We start from the raw sequence: 20546 nt of genomic DNA on the forward strand, positions 1-20546 counted from the left end.
CCGTCCGGCAGTCGGACGGGGTGTGTCTTGCTCCAGTTTCGTTTAACGCGGCAGATTGTGCAAATGTGTGCGGAATTCGTCGGCGTTGAGGAAACCGGTCACGCGTGAGTCAGGGATCTCTTTGCCTTGTGCATCGAAGAACAGAATGGTTGGCAGCCCCAGTACCTGTAAATGCTGCAACAGCGCGTTATCCTGCGCATTATTGGCGGTGACGTTCGCCTGCAACAGCTGTACCTGACTCAGGGCGTTGCGTACCTGTTCATCGCTAAAGGTGTATTTCTCAAACTCTTTGCATGCCACACACCAGTCGGCATAGAGATCGACCATGGTGATGCGTCCCTGTGCCTGTTGCAGCGCGGTATCAAGCTGCTGGCTATTGGCAATCGGCTGGAAGGGCAGATGCGCCACAGTTTGTACCTGGTTATCTACGCTGAACGCCCAGTCCTGCAATGGTCGTGCTGCCACCACCGCTGCGGCCAGCATCACCACCTGGACGATGCGCCCTTTGCCCTGTAGCCCTAAACTCAGACGGAACGCCCAGGCAAAGAAGGCGACGCCGAGCAGGCTCCACAGGCGCATTCCCCACACATCGCCAATCACGCGTTCCAACAGGAAAACCGGCAACGCGAGGATCACAAAACCAAAACCCTCTTTGACGCTATGCATCCACGGGCCACTTTTGGGCAGCAGTTTATTACCGAACAGCGTCACGGCAATCAGCGGTAAACCCATACCAAACGCGTACAGCCACAAAGTACCGGCCCCGGCCAGCAGATTACCGCTCTGGGCGATATACAGCAGGATAGCGCTGAGTGGCGCGGTGGTGCAGGGGGAACAGATCAAACCCGCCAGCGCACCCATCGCAAACACGCCCGGCAGCGAGCCACCCTGATGACGGTTGCTCCAGAGCGTCAGACGCGTTTGCAGGCTGGCAGGCAGTTGCAGGGTGAACAGGCCAAACATCGACAGCGCCAGAATGATGAACAGCACTGAGAGGCCAATTAACACATAGGGATGCTGCAACGCCGCCTGGAAGCGCAAACCGGCGGCGGCGACCACCACACCGAGCGCGGTGTAAGTCAGCGCCATGCCTTGTACGTAGACCATGGCCAGGGCGAACAGGCGTCCGAGCGAGTAACGCCGTGGGCCGCCGAGGATGATGCTGGAGATCAGCGGGTACATCGGCAATACGCAGGGAGTAAAGGCCACGCCAATGCCAATCAGTAGCGCCCATAACGGCGAGAACGGCAGCGGGGTGCTGCGATGTTCTGCTTGTGCACTGACCGGCGGCGCAGCGTTATTGGCAGCCACGGCGTTGAGCGGTACTGTGCGGGTTTCTGGCGGATAACAAAAACCGGCAGCGGCACAGCCCTGATAGGTGACCGTCAGGGAGGCACCGTCGCTGGCCTGATGAAGGGTCACCGGTAGCTGCAGATCCTGCGGATAGATTTCACTTTTGCCGTAGAACTCATCCTCGTGTGGCTGCCCTTGCGGCAGCGCCAGCGGGGCGATCTGCGCTTTTTGCGGCGTAACGTGAATTTGCTGACGATAAAGATAATAGCCAGATTTGACTTTCCAGCTTAACGTCAGCTGATTGCCCTGCTGGCTAAAGTCAAAGCCAAAGGCCTGGTCAACCGGCACAAAGCGGCTGTTGCTATTGGGCGAAAAGATTGAGGCCTGGACCGACAGGCTGATGAACAGCGCCAGGCAGAGGCCGATCAGGCGAGAGATGCGTGCAACCATGACAAGTATTCATTGTCTCCATGTTGTACCGGCAGTGCCAGTAATTCGGGCACATCGTAGGGATGCGCCGCTTTAAGCAAATCCATCAGCGCCTGCTGATGTAGAGTATCGCACTTCAGCAACATCTGTACTTCGCTGACCCGTTCCAGTTTCCCTTCCCAGACATACAGCGAGGTTGCACCCGGCAGCAGCGTGACGCAGGCAGCCAGTTTGGCATTCAACGCCTGGGCAGCCAGTTGCTCTGCACTGGCCTGATCCGGTGCTGTGCACAGCACCACAACGGCAGAATTGATGCTCATCAGAAGGCTCCGGTGACGAAAGCGGTGATGATAACACGCCCCGCTAAACACAAGGTTTACAGGATGTAACCAGGCTAGAGGATCAGGCTGCCAAACAGAAAACCAAACAGCACCGACAACGCAATAGCCAGCACGCCAGGTACGATAAAGGAATGATTAAACACAAACTTACCGATGCGTGTGGAGCCGGTGTCATCCATCTCTACCGCGGCCAGCAGCGTCGGGTAAGTGGGCAACACAAACAGGGCTGAAACCGCAGCAAATGAGGCAATGGCCGCATGGGGGGATACGCCCAGCAGCAGCGCGGCGGGCATCAGTGCTTTGGTGGTCGCGGCCTGCGAATAGAGCAGGGTAGCGGCAAAGAACAGCACCAGCGCCAGTAACCACGGATAGCTTTGCAACATATCACCGGCCAGCGTCTGGATAGCGTCGAGGTGCGCTTTTACAAAGGTATCTCCTAACCAGGCCACCCCCATGACGCAGATACAGGCGCTCATCCCGGACTTGAACGTACTGGCGCTCAGGATCTCACCGGTATCGATTTTGCAGGTCAGGCAGATGAGTGTGGCGATGGTGAGCATAAACACCACAATGGCCTCGTTACGCGGCAGCACCGGGTGAGCAATCAAGCCGACATTTTCGCTGATAGCGGTGGCATAGAGTACCACCGCCACAATGCCGACCAGGAACAGCAACACCGAACGTTTGGCACCGGGCTTGAGATTGAACACCTGCGCACCCCGCAACGTCACTTCTCCCTTCGCCAGCCGGGTCTGATAAACCGCGTCGTCTTTCAACTCTTTGCCGAGGAAATTGGTGACAATCGCGGCACAGAAGATCGCCAGCATGGTCGAGGGTAAAGCCACGCCGAGCAGGGCCAGATAACTGACACCGCGCGGTTCCAGCAGCGAGGCGAAAAAGACTACCGCAGCGGAGATAGGCGAGGCGGTGATGGCAATTTGCGACGCTACCACGGCGATGGAGAGCGGGCGTGATGGTCGTACCCCTTGCTCTTTCGCCACTTCAGCGATGACCGGCAGGGTGGAAAAAGCGGTATGGCCGGTACCGGCCAGCAGCGTCATGACATAGGTGACCAGCGGTGCGAGGAAGGTGACATAACGCGGATGACGGCGTAGCAGGCGTTCAGCGAGGCTGACGAGGTAATCCATACCGCCCGCCACTTGCATAGCCGCAATAGCGGCGATCACCGCCATGATGATTTCAATCACATCAAAGGGAATCGCGCCCGGTTTCATGCCGCAAAACAGCGTCAGGATCAGCACGCCCAGGCCACCGGCAAAACCAATGCCGATACCGCCTAAACGGGCACCCAACCAGATCGCCAGCAACACGATGATTAATTCGACCACGACCATCTTTTCACTCCCTGAAACGCGACATCCCTTAGTTGTAGTCGCCCAAAAAAAACACGCCCGTATTCTATACGGGCGTGCTTGCTACAACGTGATCCAGAACGAGTTATTGTTCGTTTTCGTCGGTGTAACGTTTGGCTTTGTAGGCCGGGAACATCAGGTTCTGAATCGAGAAGATATCGTCCAGTTCCGCTTCGGTCAGCAGGCCACGTTCCAGCACCACTTCACGCACGCTCTTGCCGGTTTCAGCACAAATCTTACCGACGATGTCACCGTTGTGGTGACCAATGTACGGATTGAGGTAAGTGACGATACCGATGGAGTTAAATACGTAGGCTTCACACACCGCTTTGTTGGCGGTGATGCCGTTGACGCATTTCTCCAGCAGGTTGTAGCAGGCGTTGGTCAGGATGCTGATGGATTCAAACAATGCCTGACCGATGACCGGTTCCATCACGTTAAGCTGCAACTGCCCGGCTTCGGCGGCCATCGTCACCGTCGTGTCGTTGCCGATCACCTTGAAGCACACCTGGTTCACCACTTCCGGCACCACCGGGTTGACTTTGGCTGGCATGATGGAAGAGCCCGCCTGCAATTCCGGTAAGTTGATCTCGTTGAGACCGGCACGCGGACCGGAGGAGAGCAGGCGCAGGTCGTTACAGATTTTCGACAGTTTCACCGCCAGACGTTTCAGTGATGAATGCACCATCACGTAAGCACCGCAGTCGGAGGTGGCTTCAATCAGATCTTCCGCTGGCACCACCGGCAGGTTGCTGACCTCTGCCAGACGCTGCACCGCCAGCTGCTGATAGCCGTCCGGTGTGTTGAGACGGGTGCCGATTGCGGTGGCACCGAGGTTCACTTCCAGCAGCAGTTCTGCGGTACGCAGTACGCTGCGCGTCTCTTCATTCAGCAGCACGTTGAAGGCGTGGAACTCCTGACCGAGGGTCATTGGTACCGCGTCCTGCAACTGGGTACGGCCCATTTTGAGGATGTTCTCGAATTCCACCGCTTTGCGCTGGAAGCCTTCACCCAGTTGGTTGATGGCATCGATCAGTTTCAGAATCGAGGTATACACCGCGATACGGAAACCGGTGGGATAAGCGTCATTGGTAGACTGACACTTGTTCACGTGGTCGTTCGGGTTGAGGTATTGATATTCACCTTTGTGGTGACCCATCAGCTCCAGACCGATGTTGGCCAGTACTTCGTTGGTGTTCATATTGACGGAGGTCCCTGCGCCGCCCTGATAGACGTCCACCGGGAATTGATCCATGCACTTACCGTTGTTCAGCACCTCGTCGCAAGCCTGAATAATGGTGTTAGCAATGTTGCGAGGAATTGTTTGCAGCTCTTTGTTCGCCAGGGCGGCTGCTTTCTTCACCATCACCATACCGCGAACGAATTCTGGTATGTCGCTGATTTTACTATTACTAATATAGAAGTTCTCAATCGCACGCAGAGTGTGAACACCATAGTAGGCGTCGGCCGGAACTTCACGCATGCCTAACAGGTCTTCTTCGATACGAATGTTGTTCGCCATGATTACCTTCTTATTATGGCTGCTGAGTGGCTGCTGAGTGGCTGCCGGACGCACTCTGAGGCGATCAGAGGAGGGCGGCGAGTCACGTGCAGGTGATGCAATTATATTGTCGTGGAATACCAGCGCCGACATTTTATCCATCTTCGGTCTGGCGAGCACGATCATATTCTGTCATTACAGAAAAGCCTGTGCACAGATCACTTTACGGGCTTTTGCTGGCGCTACGCTAATAACGATATGTGATGTTTCTCACAATTTTAAGTCAGCCGGAAAAATTTGGCAGGATCGGTTGAAATCAGCGCTCGGAATGACCATCTCTTTCTTTACGGTCCCTTTGACCCTCCCATTCTGCTGTCTGGCTTGGCGCGAGACAGCCTCAACTCACAGGAGATATCGGTGCGCTGGTTACCGTTTGTGATCTTTTTTGTTCTGGCCTGGATTGAAATCACGCTTTTCATCAAGGTCGCGCATGTGATGGGCGTGCTGCTCACCATGCTACTGGTGATTTTCACCTCCTGTATTGGTGTCTCGCTGGTGAAAAATCAGGGCGTGAAAAACTTCATGCTGATGCAGGAGAAAATGGCGCGTAATGAAAGCCCGGCGGCGGAGATGATCAAAAGCGTTTCACTGATTATCTCGGGCTTTTTGCTGCTGCTGCCCGGCTTTTTCACCGATTTCCTCGGCTTACTGCTGCTGTTGCCGCCGGTGCAAAAGCACCTGACGCTGAAGCTGATGCCGCACCTGCGCGTCTGGCGTGGTCCCGGAGCCGGGCCGGACAGTGGTTTTACCGTGGATGGTGAGTACGAACGTAAAAACAACGATCGTATAGGCCAGGACAAAGATCAGTAATTTCCGAAAGGCGGCGCAAGCCGCCTTTTTGCTGGGTTTTTCGTCGTCTGTTACAAAAACGAAAATTTTTTCTGGTTTCCCCCTTGAAAGCCTTCTTATTAGCCCTAATCTCTTCCACCACGAGGCCGGAAGCCATGAAGCCCGGCGTTCAACCCCTAAAACTGAATGATTGGACTTTCTAAAGGAGAGCTATCACATGTCAATTCGTCCGTTACATGATCGCGTGATCGTCAAGCGTAAAGAAGTTGAAGCAAAATCAGCTGGCGGCATCGTTCTGACCGGTTCTGCGGCAGGCAAATCTACTCGTGGCGAAGTGGTTGCAGTAGGTAAAGGCCGTATCCTGGAAAACGGCAACATCCTGCCACTGGACGTTAAAGTGGGCGACGTGGTGATTTTCAACGAAGGTTACGGCGCAAAAACTGAGAAGATCGACAACGAAGAAGTTCTGATCATCTCTGAAAGCGACATTCTGGCGATTGTTGAAGCGTAATTTTTACGCGTAATTCACTGAACGAAACGAATTTAAGGGATATTTGAAATGGCAGCTAAAGACGTAAAATTCGGTAATGACGCACGCGTAAAAATGTTGCGTGGCGTGAACGTACTGGCAGATGCAGTAAAAGTTACCCTGGGCCCGAAAGGCCGTAACGTGGTTCTGGATAAATCTTTTGGTGCACCGACCATCACTAAAGATGGTGTTTCTGTGGCACGTGAAATCGAACTGGAAGACAAGTTCGAAAACATGGGTGCGCAGATGGTGAAAGAAGTGGCCTCTAAAGCGAATGACGCAGCAGGCGACGGCACCACCACTGCAACCGTACTGGCACAGGCTATCGTTAACGAAGGTCTGAAAGCTGTTGCGGCTGGCATGAACCCGATGGACCTGAAGCGCGGTATCGACAAAGCCGTTATCGCTGCGGTTGAGCAGCTGAAAGCGCTGTCAGTTCCGTGCTCTGACTCTAAAGCCATTGCTCAGGTTGGTACCATTTCTGCCAACTCCGATGAAAGCGTCGGCACCCTGATCGCTCAGGCGATGGAAAAAGTGGGTAAAGAAGGCGTGATCACCGTTGAAGAAGGTACCGGCCTGCAAGACGAGCTGGACGTGGTTGAAGGTATGCAGTTCGACCGTGGTTACCTCTCTCCGTACTTCATCAACAAGCCAGAAACCGGTGCTGTTGAACTGGAAAGCCCGTTCATTCTGCTGGCTGACAAGAAAATCTCTAACATCCGCGAAATGCTGCCGGTGCTGGAAGCCGTTGCCAAAGCTGGCAAACCGCTGCTGATCATCGCTGAAGACGTGGAAGGCGAAGCGCTGGCTACGCTGGTGGTTAACACCATGCGCGGTATCGTGAAAGTGGCTGCGGTGAAAGCACCGGGCTTCGGCGACCGTCGTAAAGCCATGCTGCAGGATATCGCTATCCTGACTGGCGGTACTGTTATCTCTGAAGAGATCGGTATGGAGCTGGAAAAAGCGGCACTGGAAGACCTCGGCCAGGCAAAACGCGTCGTGATCAACAAAGACACCACTACCATCATCGACGGTGTGGGCGACGAAGGCGCTATCTCTGGTCGCGTGACTCAGATTCGTCAGCAGATCGAAGAAGCAACTTCTGATTACGACAAAGAAAAACTGCAGGAGCGCGTAGCGAAACTGGCAGGCGGCGTGGCCGTACTGAAAGTGGGCGCAGCAACTGAAGTTGAAATGAAAGAGAAGAAAGCCCGCGTTGAAGATGCCCTGCACGCAACCCGTGCTGCGGTAGAAGAAGGTGTGGTTGCTGGTGGTGGCGTGGCGCTGGTACGCGTTGCGGCTAAACTGACTGAGCTGAAAGGCCAGAACGAAGATCAGAACGTGGGTATCAAAGTTGCGCTGCGCGCGATGGAAGCTCCGCTGCGTCAGATCGTATCTAACGCCGGTGAAGAGCCGTCTGTGGTTGCTAACAACGTGAAAGCGGGCGACGGTAACTACGGTTACAACGCGCAGACTGAAGAATACGGCAACATGATCGACTTCGGTATCCTGGACCCGACCAAAGTGACCCGTTCTGCTCTGCAGTACGCGGCTTCTGTGGCTGGCCTGATGATCACCACCGAATGTATGGTCACTGACCTGCCGAAAGGCGACGCGCCTGATTTAGGTGCTGGCGCTGGCGGCATGGGTGGCATGGGCGGTATGGGCGGCATGATGTAATTGCCCCTGACGGCTTAAGTCATCTGAGAACCCCTGATCGGCAACGGTCAGGGGTTTTTCTTTTGCTGGCGAAAGGGTATAAGTAAGGGCGCAACACTTCGGCTTCGCGGGTTAGGGCAATGAATGTTCAGAAAAAATGTGCGCTTTTCTGCTACGCTGCCACCCGACACTGATGATAATAAATGGGGATTACAATGCGGATTAACCTCTTGCTCGGACTGGCAGTCGGTAGTTTACTGCTGGCGGGTTGCAGCAGCTCAAATCAACTGAGTGCTGGCGGCGAGCGCGTGACTTTCGTCGATCAGCAACCGGGCAGCCAATGTCAGCTTCTGGGAAATGTCACCGGTTCACAGAGCAACTGGCTGAGTGGCTCTGGCGGTGAAGGCAGTTCACTGCGCGGTGCAGCCAACGACCTGCGCAACCGCGCGGCAGAAATGGGCGGCAACACGATTTATGGCGCGACCAGCCCAACGCAGAATCTGCTGTCGGCGTTTGCCCCGCTCGACAGCAAAATGACCGGTCAGGTTTACAAGTGCCCATAACGGCATAGTCAGGTAAATTTGCCCCTTTCCGTAACGGCGCGATATATCGCGCCGTTTTGGATCGCAGGCGGTTATTCCTGACGCAACTGCAAATCGAGTGGCGTTTTACTCGGTTCCCCACCGATTTCACGCGCCAGCTTGGGTACCATATACCCTGACACCATCGTCAGCAGCTCGCGTACCAGCGCACGGGCCTCATCATCCGGCACAAAGAAGTGCGCTGCACCCTGTACCTTATCCAGTACGTGCAGGTAATAAGGCAGAATGCCCGCATCAAACAGCGCGTTGCTGAGGTCGGCCAGCTGCTGCGCCTTATCGTTAACGCCACGCAGCAGTACGCTCTGATTCAGCAGAGTGACGCCCGCACGTTTTAGCATTTGCATGCCGTAACGCAATTCATCATCGATCTCTTGCGCATGGTTGATATGGCTCACCAGCAGTACCTGCAAGCGGGTATTGGCCAGCAACTGGCATAATCCCTCGGTAATTCGCGCCGGAATCACCACAGGCAGGCGGCTGTGAATACGCAGACGTTTCAGATGCGGGAGTTTCTCCAGTGCCTCAATCAGCCAGGCCAGTTCATGATCTTTGGCCATCAGCGGATCGCCGCCAGAAAAAATGATCTCATCCAGCTCAGGATGATCGGCAATGTAGTCAATGGCGGCCTGCCAGTTACGTTTGTTGCCCTGATTATCCTGATACGGGAAGTGGCGACGGAAGCAGTAGCGGCAATTGACGGCGCAGCCGCCTTTTACCAACAACAGCGCGCGGTTTCTATACTTATGCAGTAAACCCGGCACCACGCTGCTTTGTTCATCCAGCGGGTCGGTGCTGTAACCTGGCGCATCATTGAACTCCTGACGGCTGGTCAACACTTGCAACAGTAGCGGGTCCTGGGCATCGCCGATTTTCATGCGCTGAATGAACGCGCGGGGTACGCGCAGGGCGAAAAGCCGCCTTGCTTCAGTGCCTTCGGCCAATTCAGCATGGCGATCGAGAGCTAAAAGTTGCAGTAATTCAGCAGGATCGGTGACAACATCAGCAAGTTGCTGCAACCAATCTTCTCTGGAAGGGGGATTTAGGGTTACAATGTGTGCCATTTTTTTGGCTATTACCAGTTCAATATTTACAGAGGGCCTTTATGGCGACTTATCTTAGCAACGATTTTCGTTCCGGTCTTAAAATCATGTTCGAAGGCGAGCCGTATGCCATCGAATCCAGTGAGTTCGTTAAGCCGGGTAAAGGCCAGGCATTCGCACGCGTTAAAATGCGTCGTCTGCTGACCGGTTCTCGTGTTGAGAAAACCTTCAAATCTACCGACTCTGCCGAAGGCGCAGACGTGAAGGATATGACGCTGCAGTACTCATACAACGACGGCGATTTCTTCTACTTTATGCACCCGGAAAGCTTCGAGCAGTATCAGGTTGAAGCTAAAGTTCTGGATGAAGTCCAGAAGTGGTTGCAGGACAACGCTGATTGTATCGTTACCCTGTGGAACGATAAAGCCATTGCCGTTCAGCCGCCGAACTTCATCGAAGCTGAAGTTATCGAAACCGATCCAGGCCTGAAGGGTGATACCGCAGGTACTGGTGGTAAGCCGGCTACGCTGGCAACTGGCGCAGTAGTTAAAGTGCCGTTGTTCGTGCAGATTGGCGAAGTCGTGAAAGTGGATACCCGCTCTGGCGAATACGTGTCTCGCGTAAAATAATCGTCAAATCAGGCGCATCCTTCGATGCGCCTTTTTTTTAAGTGAGTTCAGAATAATGAAAAAGTTGGCAAAATTCGTCGCCTTTGCGTTGCTGGTCTCCTCGGCTTTAAGTGCCTGCAACACTTTCCACGGCTTCGGTGAAGATGTCTCCCATCTGGGTGGCGCAATTTCACGGGCCGCTAAGTAAACACCAGCGCCTCTCCTTTTTCTGCGGCCAACACCGCAGCGTTGCGTTTAAGGACTATGCTTTAAAAGCTGTACTTTTACTGCAACCAAAAAGGATATTGTTATGTTAAAGAAAAGTATTGTCGCGATTTTCTCCGTACTGGTGCTTTCCTCACTGCTTTCTGCCTGCAACACCACCCGTGGTGTAGGGGAAGACGTAGAAGCAGGCGGCAAGGCAATTCAACGCACCGCGCAGTAATCTCTGACCGGTGCGGAACGCGTTTCGTACCGGCTTTTCTTTTCCCCGGCTTTATCCCAAACCGCCCATCCTCCTCTCCTTGCTGCTTTTAAAGCCACTGACCCTATGGTGATATTGAGGGCGTAAGCGTGGCGGCGTTGTCTGTCATCGCCAATACGGGTAGACTTCCACCCCTTATCTGTATAAGGAGTCATCAACATGAGCGAAACGGCAAGCTGGCAGCCGAGCGCACCCATTGCCAATTTGTTGAAACGTGCCGCTATTATGGCGGAAATTCGACGTTTCTTTGCCGATCGCGGCGTGCTGGAGGTCGATACCCCGGCGATGAGCCAGGCGACCATCACGGACATCCATCTGGTGCCCTTCCAGACGCGTTTTGTTGGCCCCGGAGCCAGCGAAGGGCGCGACCTGTGGCTGATGACCAGCCCGGAATACCATATGAAGCGCCTGCTGGCGGCGGGGAGCGGCCCGATCTACCAGCTGGGACGTAGTTTCCGTAATGAAGAAGCCGGACGACATCACAATCCTGAATTCACCATGCTGGAGTGGTATCGTCCGCACTACGATATGTATCGCCTGATGAATGAGGTCGACGACCTGCTGCAACAGGTGCTGGAGTGCGATAGCGCAGAATCCCTTTCGTACCAGCAGGCGTTTATTCGTCACCTCGAGCTGGACCCGCTGTCTGCGGATAAAGCTCAACTGCGCGAAGCGGCAGAAAAACTGGGTGACGGCGAACTGGCACGCGATGAAGACGATCGCGACACCCTGCTGCAATTGCTGTTCATGCTGGGTGTCGAGCCGAAAATTGGCATCGATAAGCCCACCTTTGTCTACCACTTCCCGGCCAGCCAGGCGGCACTGGCGGAGATCAGTACCGAAGATCACCGCGTCGCAGAGCGTTTTGAGGTGTATTACAAAGGGGTGGAGTTGGCGAACGGTTTCCGTGAGTTAACTGACAGTCGTGAGCAACGTCAGCGTTTTGAGCAGGATAACCGTCGGCGCGCGGCGCGTGGCTTGCCACAGCATCCGATCGACACCAACCTGCTGGATGCGTTAAAGCACGGTATGCCAGCCTGCTCAGGTGTGGCGCTGGGTGTGGATCGTTTGATCATGCTGGCGCTGAAGGCCAGCTCGTTAAGTGAAGTGATCGCCTTCCCGGTCGATCGCAGCTAGCAGCCAGGCGGGCGGTGTTATCACGCCCGCTTAATTGCCGCTCTGTGGGAATTCCTCGATGGTGACCGGCAAACTCATCTTCTGTTCGTTACGCAGTACCTGCACATCAATCACTGAACCCGGGCGAATCTCCGCCACCTGATCCATGGTTTCCTGTGCGGAAACCGCCGGTTTACCGTTGACGCTGAGCAACACATCGTTAGGCTGAATACCGGCACGTTCGGCGGGGCCACCCGGTGTCACTTTACTTACAATGATGCCTTGCACGCGATCGAGGGTGCTGCCCTGACCATGTAACGGCGGCAGTTCACGCCCGGTAATGCCGATAAAACCGCGAATCACCCGGCCATCACGAATCAGCTTATCCATGATTTTGGTCGCCAGTGCGGTCGGAATGGCAAAACCAATCCCTTCCGGCGTCTCGCCATCATTGCTTTTATCGAACGTCAGGGTATTGATACCCATCAGTTCACCCAGCGAGTTGATCAGTGCGCCGCCTGAGTTGCCCTGGTTGATCGAGGCATCGGTTTGCAGGAAGTTTTGACGGCCTGAGGAACTGAGGCCGACACGTCCGGTGGCGCTGATAATGCCCTGGGTCACGGTCTGACCGAGGTTATAAGGGTTGCCAATCGCCATCACCACGTCGCCAATGTGTGGAACGCGTTTCGCGTTAATCGGGATAATTGGCAGATTGGTGGCGGTGATTTTCAGTACGGCCAGATCGGTCATGGCATCGGAGCCGACCAATGTCGCTTCAAAGAAGCGGCCATCCTGAAGCGCGACGATGATCTGGTCAGCGTTATTAATCACGTGCTTATTGGTAAGAATGTAGCCTTTTACGTTCATGATCACGCCAGAACCCAGCGTGGTGATACCGTGATTATTGTTGCCTTGTGCGCTGCGGTTATAGACGTTGACCACCGCAGGCACAGCACGACGCACACCCTGGTTAAAACTGAAGGGTGCCTCATCATTGCTGCTGTCATGTTCAATCAGGGCGCTGGTGCCCTTACGAAGTGTTGGGATCGCTGCCAGCAGAATGCCCGCAACGATCAGGCCCATCACCACAGAACGCAAAAGTTTAAGAAACATGGTGTTAGTTTAAGCCGGATAAGATCGCAGGGCAGAATAGCATGAGAAAGGCGGACAAACACCTGCTTGTCCGCCTGTTGCGATGATTATCGCAATAGCAGGTAGATACTTTCGTCGCCGCGCATCACATTCAGTGCCAGCACCGGCGGTTTTGCCTCCAGCACTTTGCGCATCTCCGCGAGGTTTTCCACCCGGTTGCGGTTCACACCCACAATCACATCATCTTTTTGCAGACCCACCTGTTCGGCTGGTGTGCCTTTTTCGATGGTATCGACTTTCACGCCTTTATCACCGGTTTTGGTGGTACCGTCACTGAGGGTGGCACCCTGCAAGGCCGGTGACAGCAGCTGTGCGCTGGCGGTAGTTTGCGCGCTCTGGTCCAGCGTGACGTTGACGGTGATCGGTTTACCATCGCGCAGCAGACCCAGTTTGACCTGTTGTCCCGGTGGCGTGGTGCCGATTTTCACCCGCAATTCGGCAAAGCTGGTGATCGCTTTGTCGTTCACAGACGTGATGATATCGCCAGCTTTAATCCCGGCTTTCTCCGCCGCTGATTTTGGCAGCACTTCGGAGACGAATGCCCCGCGCTGTGCATCGACATTAAAGGCTTTCGCCATATCGGCGGTCATTTCGGTGCCTTTGATGCCCAACTGCCCACGTTTGACTTCGCCAAACTGAATCAGCTGCTGCGCCAGATTCATCGCCATATTACTTGGGATAGCGAAGCCGATACCGATATTGCCACCGCTGGAGGCCAGAATCGCGGTGTTGATGCCGATCAGCTCACCATTCAGATTTACCAGCGCCCCGCCAGAGTTGCCCCGGTTAATCGCGGCATCGGTCTGGATAAAGTTTTCCAACCCTTCCAGATTCAGGCCACTACGACCCAGTGCCGAGATAATGCCTGAGGTGGCGGTCTGACCGAGGCCAAACGGGTTACCAATGGCGACGGCGAAGTCACCCACTTTCAGCGTGTCAGAATCCGCGATTTTCACCTGTGTCAGGTTTTTCACGCCCTGTACCTGGATCAACGCAATATCGGTCTGCTCGTCATGACCGATCAGTTTGGCGTCATATTCGTTGCCATCGCTTAGTTGCACGCTGATTTTGTCTGCGCCATTGACGACGTGGTTGTTGGTCAGGATGTAACCTTTGGCGGCGTCGATAATCACACCTGACCCCAGTCCTTCGAAAGGCTGCGGTTGATTTTGTCCCGGCATCTGGCCAAAGAAGCGTTTCAGCGGTTCAGGTAAATCCTGCCCCTGGGCAGCGGTTTCAGTGCCTTCTACATGGACACTGACCACCGCAGGCAACACTTTTTCCAGCATCGGAGCCAGGCTCGGCAGTGGCTGTCCCTGGATTTGCGCCGGGAGAGTCGCCAGGGCAGCCGGGGTGGCGGCCAGACTCATCCCAATGCTCAAGGCTAATGCGCTTAACAGTCGTGCTTGTTTTTTCATTGCTACAACGCTCTCGCTGCGAAAAGGGGATTAAAAAAGTGTGACAGTTGTTTGGGGTAAGGGTTCGACAAACAAAAAGGGCACAGCGTTGCTGTGCCCCAAAAGATTAATTACGCGGTGCGCGATCGCCGCCACGTAACAGACCGGATGCGCCGTCGGAGTAATCACGCGGAATCTGTACCGGTGCCTGATCGTTGTCCGCTTCGGCTTCCGTTAGCTGGTAGGCAAACGGGTTTTTCTCGCCAGGCAGGTTTGGCAGCAGGTCGTTAGACCCTTTGGCCATATGCTGATACAGCTGGCGGTAATCACGCGCCATGTTATCCAGCAATTCTGCACTGCGGGCAAAATGGTTGGTCAGCTCTTCACGGTAATCCGCCAGCTCTGCTTTGGATTTTTCCAGTTCGTACTGCATGGTGCGCTGTTCGCGCAGTTTTTTGTTGCCAAAACGCATTGCGACTGCGCCGACAATAATGCCAATCACTAAACCAATCAGCCCGTATTCCCAGGTCATAATGACTCCCGTGTAATTTCCGTTGCTTCGTAGGGCATTGCTTCTGCTTCAACTTCAATAACTGCCACTATACCTGTTAATCGATTGGATGTGGAACTCTGGAGCGGCATCGCTTAGTGTAGAGCGGCCTAATTTTCGACAACCGACACGTGAATCGGACTTTTTCAGGGATTCTGAGAGAACCATGCAAACCTCATCTCCGCATGCGCGCTATGAGCAAGCGCTGTCGCAGGGCGAATTTCGCCCGGATGACGTACAACGGGAAGCCATCACCCGCTTAGATGCCATTCAGCAAGGATTGGTCGCGCGCCAGCACACCACGCCGCCCGCCAGTAAAGGCCTGTTTGGCCGTCTGTCTAAGCTGATGAACAAAGAAAAGAGCAGCAAAGAAGCGCCAGTACGCGGCCTGTATATGTGGGGCGGGGTCGGGCGTGGCAAAACCTGGGTGATGGACCTGTTTTTTCAGTCTATTCCTGGCGACCGCAAATTGCGCCTGCACTTTCACCGTTTTATGCTGCGCGTCCATGAAGAACTGACGCAATTGCAGGGGCACAGTGACCCGCTGCTGATTGTTGCGGACCGCTTCAAAGCGGAAACCGATATTCTGTGCTTTGACGAATTCTTCGTCTCCGATATCACTGATGCCATGCTGCTTGGCACATTGATGGAAGCGCTGTTTGAGCGAGGTATTGCGCTGGTTGCCACCTCGAATATCCCGCCGGACGACCTTTACCGCAACGGTTTGCAGCGCGCGCGCTTTTTACCGGCGATTGAGCAGATCAAGCGCCATTGCGATGTGATGAACGTTGATGCCGGTATCGATTATCGCCTGCGTACCCTGACGTCAGCGCATTTGTGGAGCTTCCCGCTCGATGATGCCACGCATGCGGAAATGGAGCGGATGTTCCGTGCGCTGTCAGGCAAGCCGCGTGATGATGCGCCAGTGCTGGAGATTAACCATCGTCAGATGCCGACACTGGGGGTACAGGATGGCGTTTTGGCCATTGATTTCCTGACGTTGTGCGGCGAAGGACGCAGCCAGCATGACTATATCGAGCTGTCGCGCCGTTTCCACAGCGTGTTGCTGTATGATGTGCCAGTGATGATCTACAAGACAGAAGACCAGGCTCGCCGTTTCCTCGCACTGGTGGATGAGTTCTACGAACGTCATGTGAAGCTGGTGGTGGCGGCGGAAACCTCGTTGTTTGAGATTTATCAGGGCACGCGCCTGAAGTTTGAATATCAGCGCTGCCTGTCGCGTTTGCAGGAGATGCAGAGCGAAGAGTACCTGCGCCTGCCGCATTTACCCTGATGCAACGCAAAAAACCTGACGTGGGGCGTAAAAAGGTTCGATCTTTGTGGTCGATTTCTCTATAATCTTGCGACCCCACGTTACGGCAAAGGTTTTTCTTCCCAGAAACCTTTGTGATCCGGTAACTCTACCTGAGGGGGTGGGCTTGCTGGGCGAAATGGTCGTGTGAGCCTCAATCGTTAACTTGGCGTTTGGGATTTCACCAACGTGTAACTTTATTTGGGTAAGCTTTTCAATGAAAACTTTTACAGCTAAACCAGAAACCGTCCAACGTGACTGGTATGTTGTTGACGCAACTGGCAAAACCTTGGGTCGCCTGGCGACTGAACTGGCGCGCCGTCTGCGTGGTAAGCACAAAGCGGAATATACTCCGCACGTTGATACCGGTGATTACATCATCGTTCTGAACGCAGAAAAAGTTGCTGTAACTGGCAACAAGCGTAATGACAAGATTTACTATCACCACACTGGTCACATCGGTGGTATCAAGCAGGCGACCTTCGAAGAGATGATTGCCCGCCGTCCTGAGCGTGTGATTGAAATCGCGGTTAAAGGCATGCTGCCGAAAGGCCCGCTGGGTCGTGCTATGTACCGTAAACTGAAAGTTTACGCAGGCAACGAGCACAACCATGCGGCGCAGCAACCGCAAGTTCTTGACATTTAATCGGGATTACAGGCAATGGCTGAAACTCAAAACTACGGCACTGGTCGCCGCAAAAGCTCATCCGCTCGCGTCTTCATCAAGCCGGGTAGCGGTAATATCGTAATTAACCAGCGCTCTCTGGAGCAGTACTTCGGTCGCGAGACTGCACGCATGGTCGTGCGTCAGCCGCTGGAGCTGGTTGATCTGGTTGGTAAACTGGACCTGTACATCACCGTTAAAGGTGGTGGTATCTCTGGTCAGGCAGGTGCGATCCGTCACGGTATCACCCGCGCTCTGATGGAGTACGACGAGTCTCTGCGTTCTGAACTGCGTAAAGCGGGCTTCGTTACCCGTGATGCGCGTCAGGTTGAACGTAAGAAAGTCGGTCTGCGTAAAGCACGCCGTCGTCCGCAGTTCTCCAAACGTTAATTGTTGCTGCTTCGGCAGTTACAGTTGGCACAAAAAACCCGCTTCGGCGGGTTTTTTGCTTTTTCAGGACAGGGATTGCCGCCACAAAAACGCGAGCTTTCCCCGCATTTTGCCTGCAAATCACTTTCCCCGCCCCACAAGCTGCTTAAAATCTGGTAAACTGACTGTCACTTTGCGCCCGCGAGCCGGAGCGTTGTGGTGACTTTTCCCGCCAGGATGGGCGGAAAATGCCGCAAACGCTGGCTGTGAGCGAATCTGATAAGCAGGTGAGTCGCCGTGTGGTTGGCTATTCGCAGTAATTTTTTGTGAACAAACTTGGAGGTTTTCATGGCTGTCGCTGCCAACAAACGTTCGGTAATGACGCTGTTTTCTGGTCCGACTGACATTTTCAGCCATCAGGTACGTATCGTACTGGCTGAGAAGGGCGTCAGCGTGGAGATCGAGCAGGTTGAAACGGATAACCTGCCGCAGGATCTGATTGACCTCAACCCGTACCGCACCGTGCCAACGCTGGTCGATCGTGAGCTGACGTTGTATGAATCCCGTATCATCATGGAATACCTTGATGAACGTTTCCCGCATCCGCCGTTGATGCCTGTCTATCCGGTTGCCCGTGGCGAAAGCCGCCTGATGATGCACCGTATTGAGCAGGATTGGTACAGCCTGATGCGCATCATTGAAACCCGCACCGGTGCAGAAGCCGATGCCGCGCGTAAACAACTGCGTGAAGAATTGCTGGCGATTGCACCGCTGTTCTCACGCACGCCGTTCTTTATGAGCGAAGAGTTCAGCTTGGTTGATTGCTACCTGGCGCCGCTGCTGTGGCGTTTGCCGTCGATGGGTGTTGAGCTGGCTGGTGCAGGTTCTAAAGAGCTGAAAGGCTACATGAACCGCGTATTTGAACGTGACTCTTTCCTCGCTTCACTGACTGAAGCAGAACGTGAAATGCGCCTTCAAGCCCGGGGCTAATCTATGGAAATGTCGCAATTAACCGCCCGTCGTCCCTATTTGCTGCGTGCGTTTTATGACTGGTTGCTTGATAACCAGCTGACGCCGCATCTGGTGGTCGACATCAATCTGCCTGGTGTGCAGGTGCCGCTCGAGTACGCGCGTGATGGTCAGATTGTGCTGAACATTGCGCCGCGCGCGGTAGGCAACCTGGAGCTGGGCAACGATCATGTGCAGTTCAACGCACGCTTCGGTGGTGTGCCGCGTCAGGTCTCCGTACCGATGGCGGCCATTCTGGCCATCTATGCCCGTGAAAACGGCGCAGGAACGATGTTCGAACCGGAACCGGCCTATGAACTGGCTGCGCAGGATGAACTGGAAGGTCAGGAAGAAACCATGATGTCGGTGATTGATGGCGATCGCCCGGATGATTCGACTGACGATGAAACCCCGCCAGATGATGAGCCGCCACCGCGTGGTGGTCGACCTTCACTGCGTGTGGTGAAATAAAAAACGGGCCAGATGGCCCGTTTTTTTATGCCTGCGTCTTAGTAGACGTCACGCAGATAGCGTTTATCTTTCTTCAGCTGATCGACGTAGGCCGCCGCACGTTCGCTGGACAGGCCACCGAACTGACGGACCACCTCATACAGCGCGGCATCGACATCTTTCGCCATACGTGATGCATCACCACATACGTAGAAGTAAGCGCCTTCCTGGAGCCAGGCGTACAACTCCGCACCTTTCTCCAGCATACGGTTCTGCACGTAAATCTTCTCTTCCTGATCGCGTGAGAACGCCAGATCAAGGTGAGTCAGCAGACCGCTTTGTTGCCACTCGTTCAGCTCATCCTGGTAGATGTAGTCGTGTTCCTGGTGTTGGTCACCAAAGAACAGCCAGTTTTTGCCTTCGGCACCCGTGGCTTTACGCTCCTGCAGGAAGGCGCGGAACGGTGCAATACCGGTACCCGGACCCACCATGATCAGCGGTGCCTTATTGTTGGCGGGCACGCGGAACGCTTTGTTCGGCGAAATAAAGATTGCCGGCTTCTCGCCACGACGAACACGCTCTGCCAGATAGGTCGAGCACACGCCATTGCGGGCGCGGCCGCCGCTGTGATAACGCACCGACGCGATGGTCAGATGTACCTGATTCGGATGCGCTTTCGAGCTGGAAGAGATGGAGTAAGCACGGTGTTGCAACGGACGCAGCATCGCGACAAATTCCGGCACTGACAGGCTGCGCGTCAACTCAAGTTGCAGCAGATCCAGCGTGTCTTTGCCCCACAGCCACACGCCGAGGGTATCTTTGTCGTCGTGCTGCAGAACGTGGCGCAATTCCTGGTTAGTGGTGTTCTGGCCGACCCACTCAATCAGCTTGCGAGAAGGCTCAGAGATTTCGAACTGATAGGTCAGCAGATCGCCGAGATTACGTTCAAAGCTCGGTACCGGCGTTTCATAGTCTGCATTCAACTGGGTCAGCAGCAGCGTCACCAGCGCAGGGTCATTCACTGGGATCACTCCCAGGGCGTCGCCTGCTTCGTACTTTAGCCCGCTGTCCGTCAGGTCAAACTCGAAATGACGGATATCTTTGCCTGACTGCTCGCCAGACAAACGTTTGTTGGTCACCAATGCCGCAGCGTAAGGGTTCTGTTTGTTGCTGCCCGGGATGACCGGAGCTTCCGGTGCGCTCTCCAGCACCGTACCGCTGCTGCCGGCACTGGCAGCAAACTGCGGCATGGCTCCGCCGATCCATGCGCTGGAAGGCTCTTCGTAATCAATGTCGCAGTCAATACGATCAACCACGCGCTTCGCACCCAGCTGTTCCAGGCGCATATCGATAAATTTACCTGCCTGGCAGAAGCCGTCGTAACCGGTATCGCCGATCGCCAGCACGGCGAAGTGCATCTGCTCCAGACGCGGCGCGGTGCTGGCCGAAATGGCCTGCCAGAACAGTTGCGCGTTATCCGGCATTTCACCTTCACCGTAGGTCGAGGTGACAATCAGCACATGACGCATGGTGGCGAAGAGATCAATATCCACCTCGCCCAGCGCCTGAACCACCGGCACCAGGCCTTTGGCACGGGCGGCTTTGGCGGCCGTCTGGGCCAGCGCTTCTGCGTTGCCCGTCTGCGAACCGAACAGGATATGCAGTTGGGTGGTGGTCGCTGCACCGGCCGCAGGCGCGGCCTGCTGCTTATCTTCTAACACCAACAGGCGCGAGTGGAGACCGGCGAGAAAACCCGCCAGCCAGTATTTCTGATCACCGTTGAACGGTGCATCTTCAGGAATGTAAGGAATCTTCATGGG

22 protein-coding genes are annotated in these 20546 nt (G+C 54.7%); 13 read left to right on the forward strand and 9 right to left on the reverse strand.

Annotation, left to right across the window (positions count from 1 at the left end; all coding sequences use genetic code 11):
- Positions 1 to 42 precede the first annotated feature (42 nt).
- The 4 genes from PAT9B_RS02225 to aspA all read right to left on the reverse strand — a co-directional run bounded on the left by PAT9B_RS02225 (position 43) and on the right by aspA (position 4958).
- Positions 43 to 1743, reverse strand: coding sequence for a protein-disulfide reductase DsbD (locus PAT9B_RS02225; RefSeq protein WP_013507627.1), 1701 nt, complete (start codon positions 1741 to 1743; stop codon positions 43 to 45).
- Positions 1719 to 2042, reverse strand: a complete 324-nt coding sequence (gene cutA, locus PAT9B_RS02230) for a divalent cation tolerance protein CutA (RefSeq protein ID WP_013507628.1) — start codon at positions 2040 to 2042, stop codon at positions 1719 to 1721. Before cutA ends, PAT9B_RS02225 begins: the two co-directional genes overlap by 25 nt.
- 74 nt (positions 2043 to 2116) lie before the next feature.
- Positions 2117 to 3418: an anaerobic C4-dicarboxylate transporter gene (locus PAT9B_RS02235; RefSeq protein WP_013507629.1), complete on the reverse strand. Its 1302-nt coding sequence runs from the start codon at positions 3416 to 3418 to the stop codon at positions 2117 to 2119.
- Between the two features lie 103 nt (positions 3419 to 3521).
- Positions 3522 to 4958: an aspartate ammonia-lyase gene (aspA, locus tag PAT9B_RS02240; RefSeq protein WP_013507630.1), complete on the reverse strand. Its 1437-nt coding sequence runs from the start codon at positions 4956 to 4958 to the stop codon at positions 3522 to 3524.
- A gap of 396 nt (positions 4959 to 5354) precedes the next feature.
- Between aspA and PAT9B_RS02245 the strand changes: the two genes are divergently transcribed.
- The 4 genes from PAT9B_RS02245 (at position 5355) to PAT9B_RS02260 (ending at position 8537) form a co-directional block, all read left to right on the forward strand.
- Positions 5355 to 5807 carry an FxsA family protein gene (locus PAT9B_RS02245; protein WP_013507631.1) on the forward strand — a complete coding sequence of 151 codons (453 nt, stop codon included), beginning with the start codon at positions 5355 to 5357 and terminating at the stop codon, positions 5805 to 5807.
- A gap of 196 nt (positions 5808 to 6003) precedes the next feature.
- Positions 6004 to 6297: a co-chaperone GroES gene (locus tag PAT9B_RS02250; protein WP_013507632.1), complete on the forward strand. Its 294-nt coding sequence runs from the start codon at positions 6004 to 6006 to the stop codon at positions 6295 to 6297.
- 48 nt (positions 6298 to 6345) lie between these two features.
- Positions 6346 to 7995, forward strand: coding sequence for a chaperonin GroEL (groL, locus tag PAT9B_RS02255; protein WP_013507633.1), 1650 nt, complete (start codon positions 6346 to 6348; stop codon positions 7993 to 7995).
- A 194-nt stretch (positions 7996 to 8189) separates the two neighbouring features.
- Positions 8190 to 8537 carry a DUF4156 domain-containing protein gene (locus PAT9B_RS02260; protein WP_013507634.1) on the forward strand — a complete coding sequence of 116 codons (348 nt, stop codon included), beginning with the start codon at positions 8190 to 8192 and terminating at the stop codon, positions 8535 to 8537.
- A 71-nt stretch (positions 8538 to 8608) separates the two neighbouring features.
- Here PAT9B_RS02260 and epmB read toward each other — a convergent pair whose 3' ends face one another.
- Positions 8609 to 9637 carry an EF-P beta-lysylation protein EpmB gene (gene epmB, locus PAT9B_RS02265; RefSeq protein WP_013507635.1) on the reverse strand — a complete coding sequence of 343 codons (1029 nt, stop codon included), beginning with the start codon at positions 9635 to 9637 and terminating at the stop codon, positions 8609 to 8611.
- Between the two features lie 41 nt (positions 9638 to 9678).
- Here epmB and efp point away from each other — a divergent pair, with 41 nt between their 5' ends.
- From efp to epmA, 4 genes are all read left to right on the forward strand, one after another.
- Positions 9679 to 10245 (forward strand): elongation factor P, encoded by a 567-nt coding sequence (gene efp / locus PAT9B_RS02270; protein WP_013507636.1) that lies wholly within the window; start codon positions 9679 to 9681, stop codon positions 10243 to 10245.
- Positions 10246 to 10300: 55 nt separating this feature from the next.
- Positions 10301 to 10432 carry an entericidin A/B family lipoprotein gene (locus PAT9B_RS29570; protein ID WP_013507637.1) on the forward strand — a complete coding sequence of 44 codons (132 nt, stop codon included), beginning with the start codon at positions 10301 to 10303 and terminating at the stop codon, positions 10430 to 10432.
- 102 nt (positions 10433 to 10534) lie between these two features.
- The gene (locus PAT9B_RS02275) at positions 10535 to 10669 is read left to right on the forward strand and encodes an entericidin A/B family lipoprotein (RefSeq protein WP_013507638.1); all 135 of its coding nucleotides are present in this window, start codon (positions 10535 to 10537) and stop codon (positions 10667 to 10669) included.
- 198 nt (positions 10670 to 10867) lie between these two features.
- Entirely contained in the window at positions 10868 to 11845 is a 978-nt protein-coding gene (gene epmA, locus PAT9B_RS02280) for an elongation factor P--(R)-beta-lysine ligase (RefSeq protein WP_013507639.1), read from the forward strand.
- 30 nt (positions 11846 to 11875) lie between these two features.
- Here epmA and degS read toward each other — a convergent pair whose 3' ends face one another.
- The 3 genes from degS to zapG all read right to left on the reverse strand — a co-directional run bounded on the left by degS (position 11876) and on the right by zapG (position 14905).
- Complete coding sequence (gene degS, locus PAT9B_RS02285) at positions 11876 to 12937, reverse strand: outer membrane-stress sensor serine endopeptidase DegS (RefSeq protein WP_013507640.1); 1062 nt, start codon at positions 12935 to 12937, stop codon at positions 11876 to 11878.
- A gap of 86 nt (positions 12938 to 13023) precedes the next feature.
- Complete coding sequence (degQ, locus tag PAT9B_RS02290; RefSeq protein ID WP_013507641.1) at positions 13024 to 14394, reverse strand: serine endoprotease DegQ; 1371 nt, start codon at positions 14392 to 14394, stop codon at positions 13024 to 13026.
- Positions 14395 to 14500: 106 nt separating this feature from the next.
- Entirely contained in the window at positions 14501 to 14905 is a 405-nt protein-coding gene (gene zapG / locus PAT9B_RS02295; RefSeq protein ID WP_013507642.1) for a Z-ring associated protein ZapG, read from the reverse strand.
- A gap of 184 nt (positions 14906 to 15089) precedes the next feature.
- Here zapG and zapE point away from each other — a divergent pair, with 184 nt between their 5' ends.
- The 5 genes from zapE to sspB all read left to right on the forward strand — a co-directional run bounded on the left by zapE (position 15090) and on the right by sspB (position 18747).
- A complete protein-coding gene (zapE, locus tag PAT9B_RS02300; protein ID WP_013507643.1) occupies positions 15090 to 16217 on the forward strand; it encodes a cell division protein ZapE in 1128 nt (375 codons plus the stop codon).
- A gap of 235 nt (positions 16218 to 16452) precedes the next feature.
- On the forward strand, positions 16453 to 16881 hold the full coding sequence (gene rplM, locus PAT9B_RS02305) for a 50S ribosomal protein L13 (protein WP_013507644.1): 429 nt from the start codon (positions 16453 to 16455) through the stop codon (positions 16879 to 16881).
- A 15-nt stretch (positions 16882 to 16896) separates the two neighbouring features.
- Complete coding sequence (gene rpsI, locus PAT9B_RS02310) at positions 16897 to 17289, forward strand: 30S ribosomal protein S9 (protein WP_013507645.1); 393 nt, start codon at positions 16897 to 16899, stop codon at positions 17287 to 17289.
- A 327-nt stretch (positions 17290 to 17616) separates the two neighbouring features.
- Positions 17617 to 18258 carry a stringent starvation protein SspA gene (gene sspA / locus PAT9B_RS02315; RefSeq protein WP_013507646.1) on the forward strand — a complete coding sequence of 214 codons (642 nt, stop codon included), beginning with the start codon at positions 17617 to 17619 and terminating at the stop codon, positions 18256 to 18258.
- A 3-nt stretch (positions 18259 to 18261) separates the two neighbouring features.
- Positions 18262 to 18747, forward strand: a complete 486-nt coding sequence (gene sspB / locus PAT9B_RS02320) for a ClpXP protease specificity-enhancing factor (protein ID WP_013507647.1) — start codon at positions 18262 to 18264, stop codon at positions 18745 to 18747.
- A 38-nt stretch (positions 18748 to 18785) separates the two neighbouring features.
- Here sspB and PAT9B_RS02325 read toward each other — a convergent pair whose 3' ends face one another.
- Positions 18786 to 20543 carry a sulfite reductase subunit alpha gene (locus tag PAT9B_RS02325; RefSeq protein ID WP_013507648.1) on the reverse strand — a complete coding sequence of 586 codons (1758 nt, stop codon included), beginning with the start codon at positions 20541 to 20543 and terminating at the stop codon, positions 18786 to 18788.
- Between the last annotated feature and the right edge of the window lie 3 nt (positions 20544 to 20546).

The organism is Pantoea sp. At-9b, assembly GCF_000175935.2.
In the GTDB taxonomy this organism is placed as follows: domain Bacteria; phylum Pseudomonadota; class Gammaproteobacteria; order Enterobacterales; family Enterobacteriaceae; genus Pantoea.

Coding starts and splice junctions, on each gene's coding strand:
- PAT9B_RS02225 (WP_013507627.1), bottom strand. CDS start 1,743: ATGGTTGCACGCATCTCTCGCCTGATCGGCCTCTGCCTGGCGCTGTTC.
- cutA (WP_013507628.1), bottom strand. CDS start 2,042: ATGAGCATCAATTCTGCCGTTGTGGTGCTGTGCACAGCACCGGATCAG.
- PAT9B_RS02235 (WP_013507629.1), bottom strand. CDS start 3,418: ATGGTCGTGGTCGAATTAATCATCGTGTTGCTGGCGATCTGGTTGGGT.
- aspA (WP_013507630.1), bottom strand. CDS start 4,958: ATGGCGAACAACATTCGTATCGAAGAAGACCTGTTAGGCATGCGTGAA.
- PAT9B_RS02250 (WP_013507632.1), top strand. CDS start 6,004: ATGTCAATTCGTCCGTTACATGATCGCGTGATCGTCAAGCGTAAAGAA.
- groL (WP_013507633.1), top strand. CDS start 6,346: ATGGCAGCTAAAGACGTAAAATTCGGTAATGACGCACGCGTAAAAATG.
- PAT9B_RS02260 (WP_013507634.1), top strand. CDS start 8,190: ATGCGGATTAACCTCTTGCTCGGACTGGCAGTCGGTAGTTTACTGCTG.
- epmB (WP_013507635.1), bottom strand. CDS start 9,637: ATGGCACACATTGTAACCCTAAATCCCCCTTCCAGAGAAGATTGGTTG.
- efp (WP_013507636.1), top strand. CDS start 9,679: ATGGCGACTTATCTTAGCAACGATTTTCGTTCCGGTCTTAAAATCATG.
- PAT9B_RS29570 (WP_013507637.1), top strand. CDS start 10,301: ATGAAAAAGTTGGCAAAATTCGTCGCCTTTGCGTTGCTGGTCTCCTCG.
- PAT9B_RS02275 (WP_013507638.1), top strand. CDS start 10,535: ATGTTAAAGAAAAGTATTGTCGCGATTTTCTCCGTACTGGTGCTTTCC.
- epmA (WP_013507639.1), top strand. CDS start 10,868: ATGAGCGAAACGGCAAGCTGGCAGCCGAGCGCACCCATTGCCAATTTG.
- degS (WP_013507640.1), bottom strand. CDS start 12,937: ATGTTTCTTAAACTTTTGCGTTCTGTGGTGATGGGCCTGATCGTTGCG.
- degQ (WP_013507641.1), bottom strand. CDS start 14,394: ATGAAAAAACAAGCACGACTGTTAAGCGCATTAGCCTTGAGCATTGGG.
- zapG (WP_013507642.1), bottom strand. CDS start 14,905: ATGACCTGGGAATACGGGCTGATTGGTTTAGTGATTGGCATTATTGTC.
- zapE (WP_013507643.1), top strand. CDS start 15,090: ATGCAAACCTCATCTCCGCATGCGCGCTATGAGCAAGCGCTGTCGCAG.
- rplM (WP_013507644.1), top strand. CDS start 16,453: ATGAAAACTTTTACAGCTAAACCAGAAACCGTCCAACGTGACTGGTAT.
- rpsI (WP_013507645.1), top strand. CDS start 16,897: ATGGCTGAAACTCAAAACTACGGCACTGGTCGCCGCAAAAGCTCATCC.
- sspA (WP_013507646.1), top strand. CDS start 17,617: ATGGCTGTCGCTGCCAACAAACGTTCGGTAATGACGCTGTTTTCTGGT.
- sspB (WP_013507647.1), top strand. CDS start 18,262: ATGGAAATGTCGCAATTAACCGCCCGTCGTCCCTATTTGCTGCGTGCG.
- PAT9B_RS02325 (WP_013507648.1), bottom strand. CDS start 20,543: ATGAAGATTCCTTACATTCCTGAAGATGCACCGTTCAACGGTGATCAG.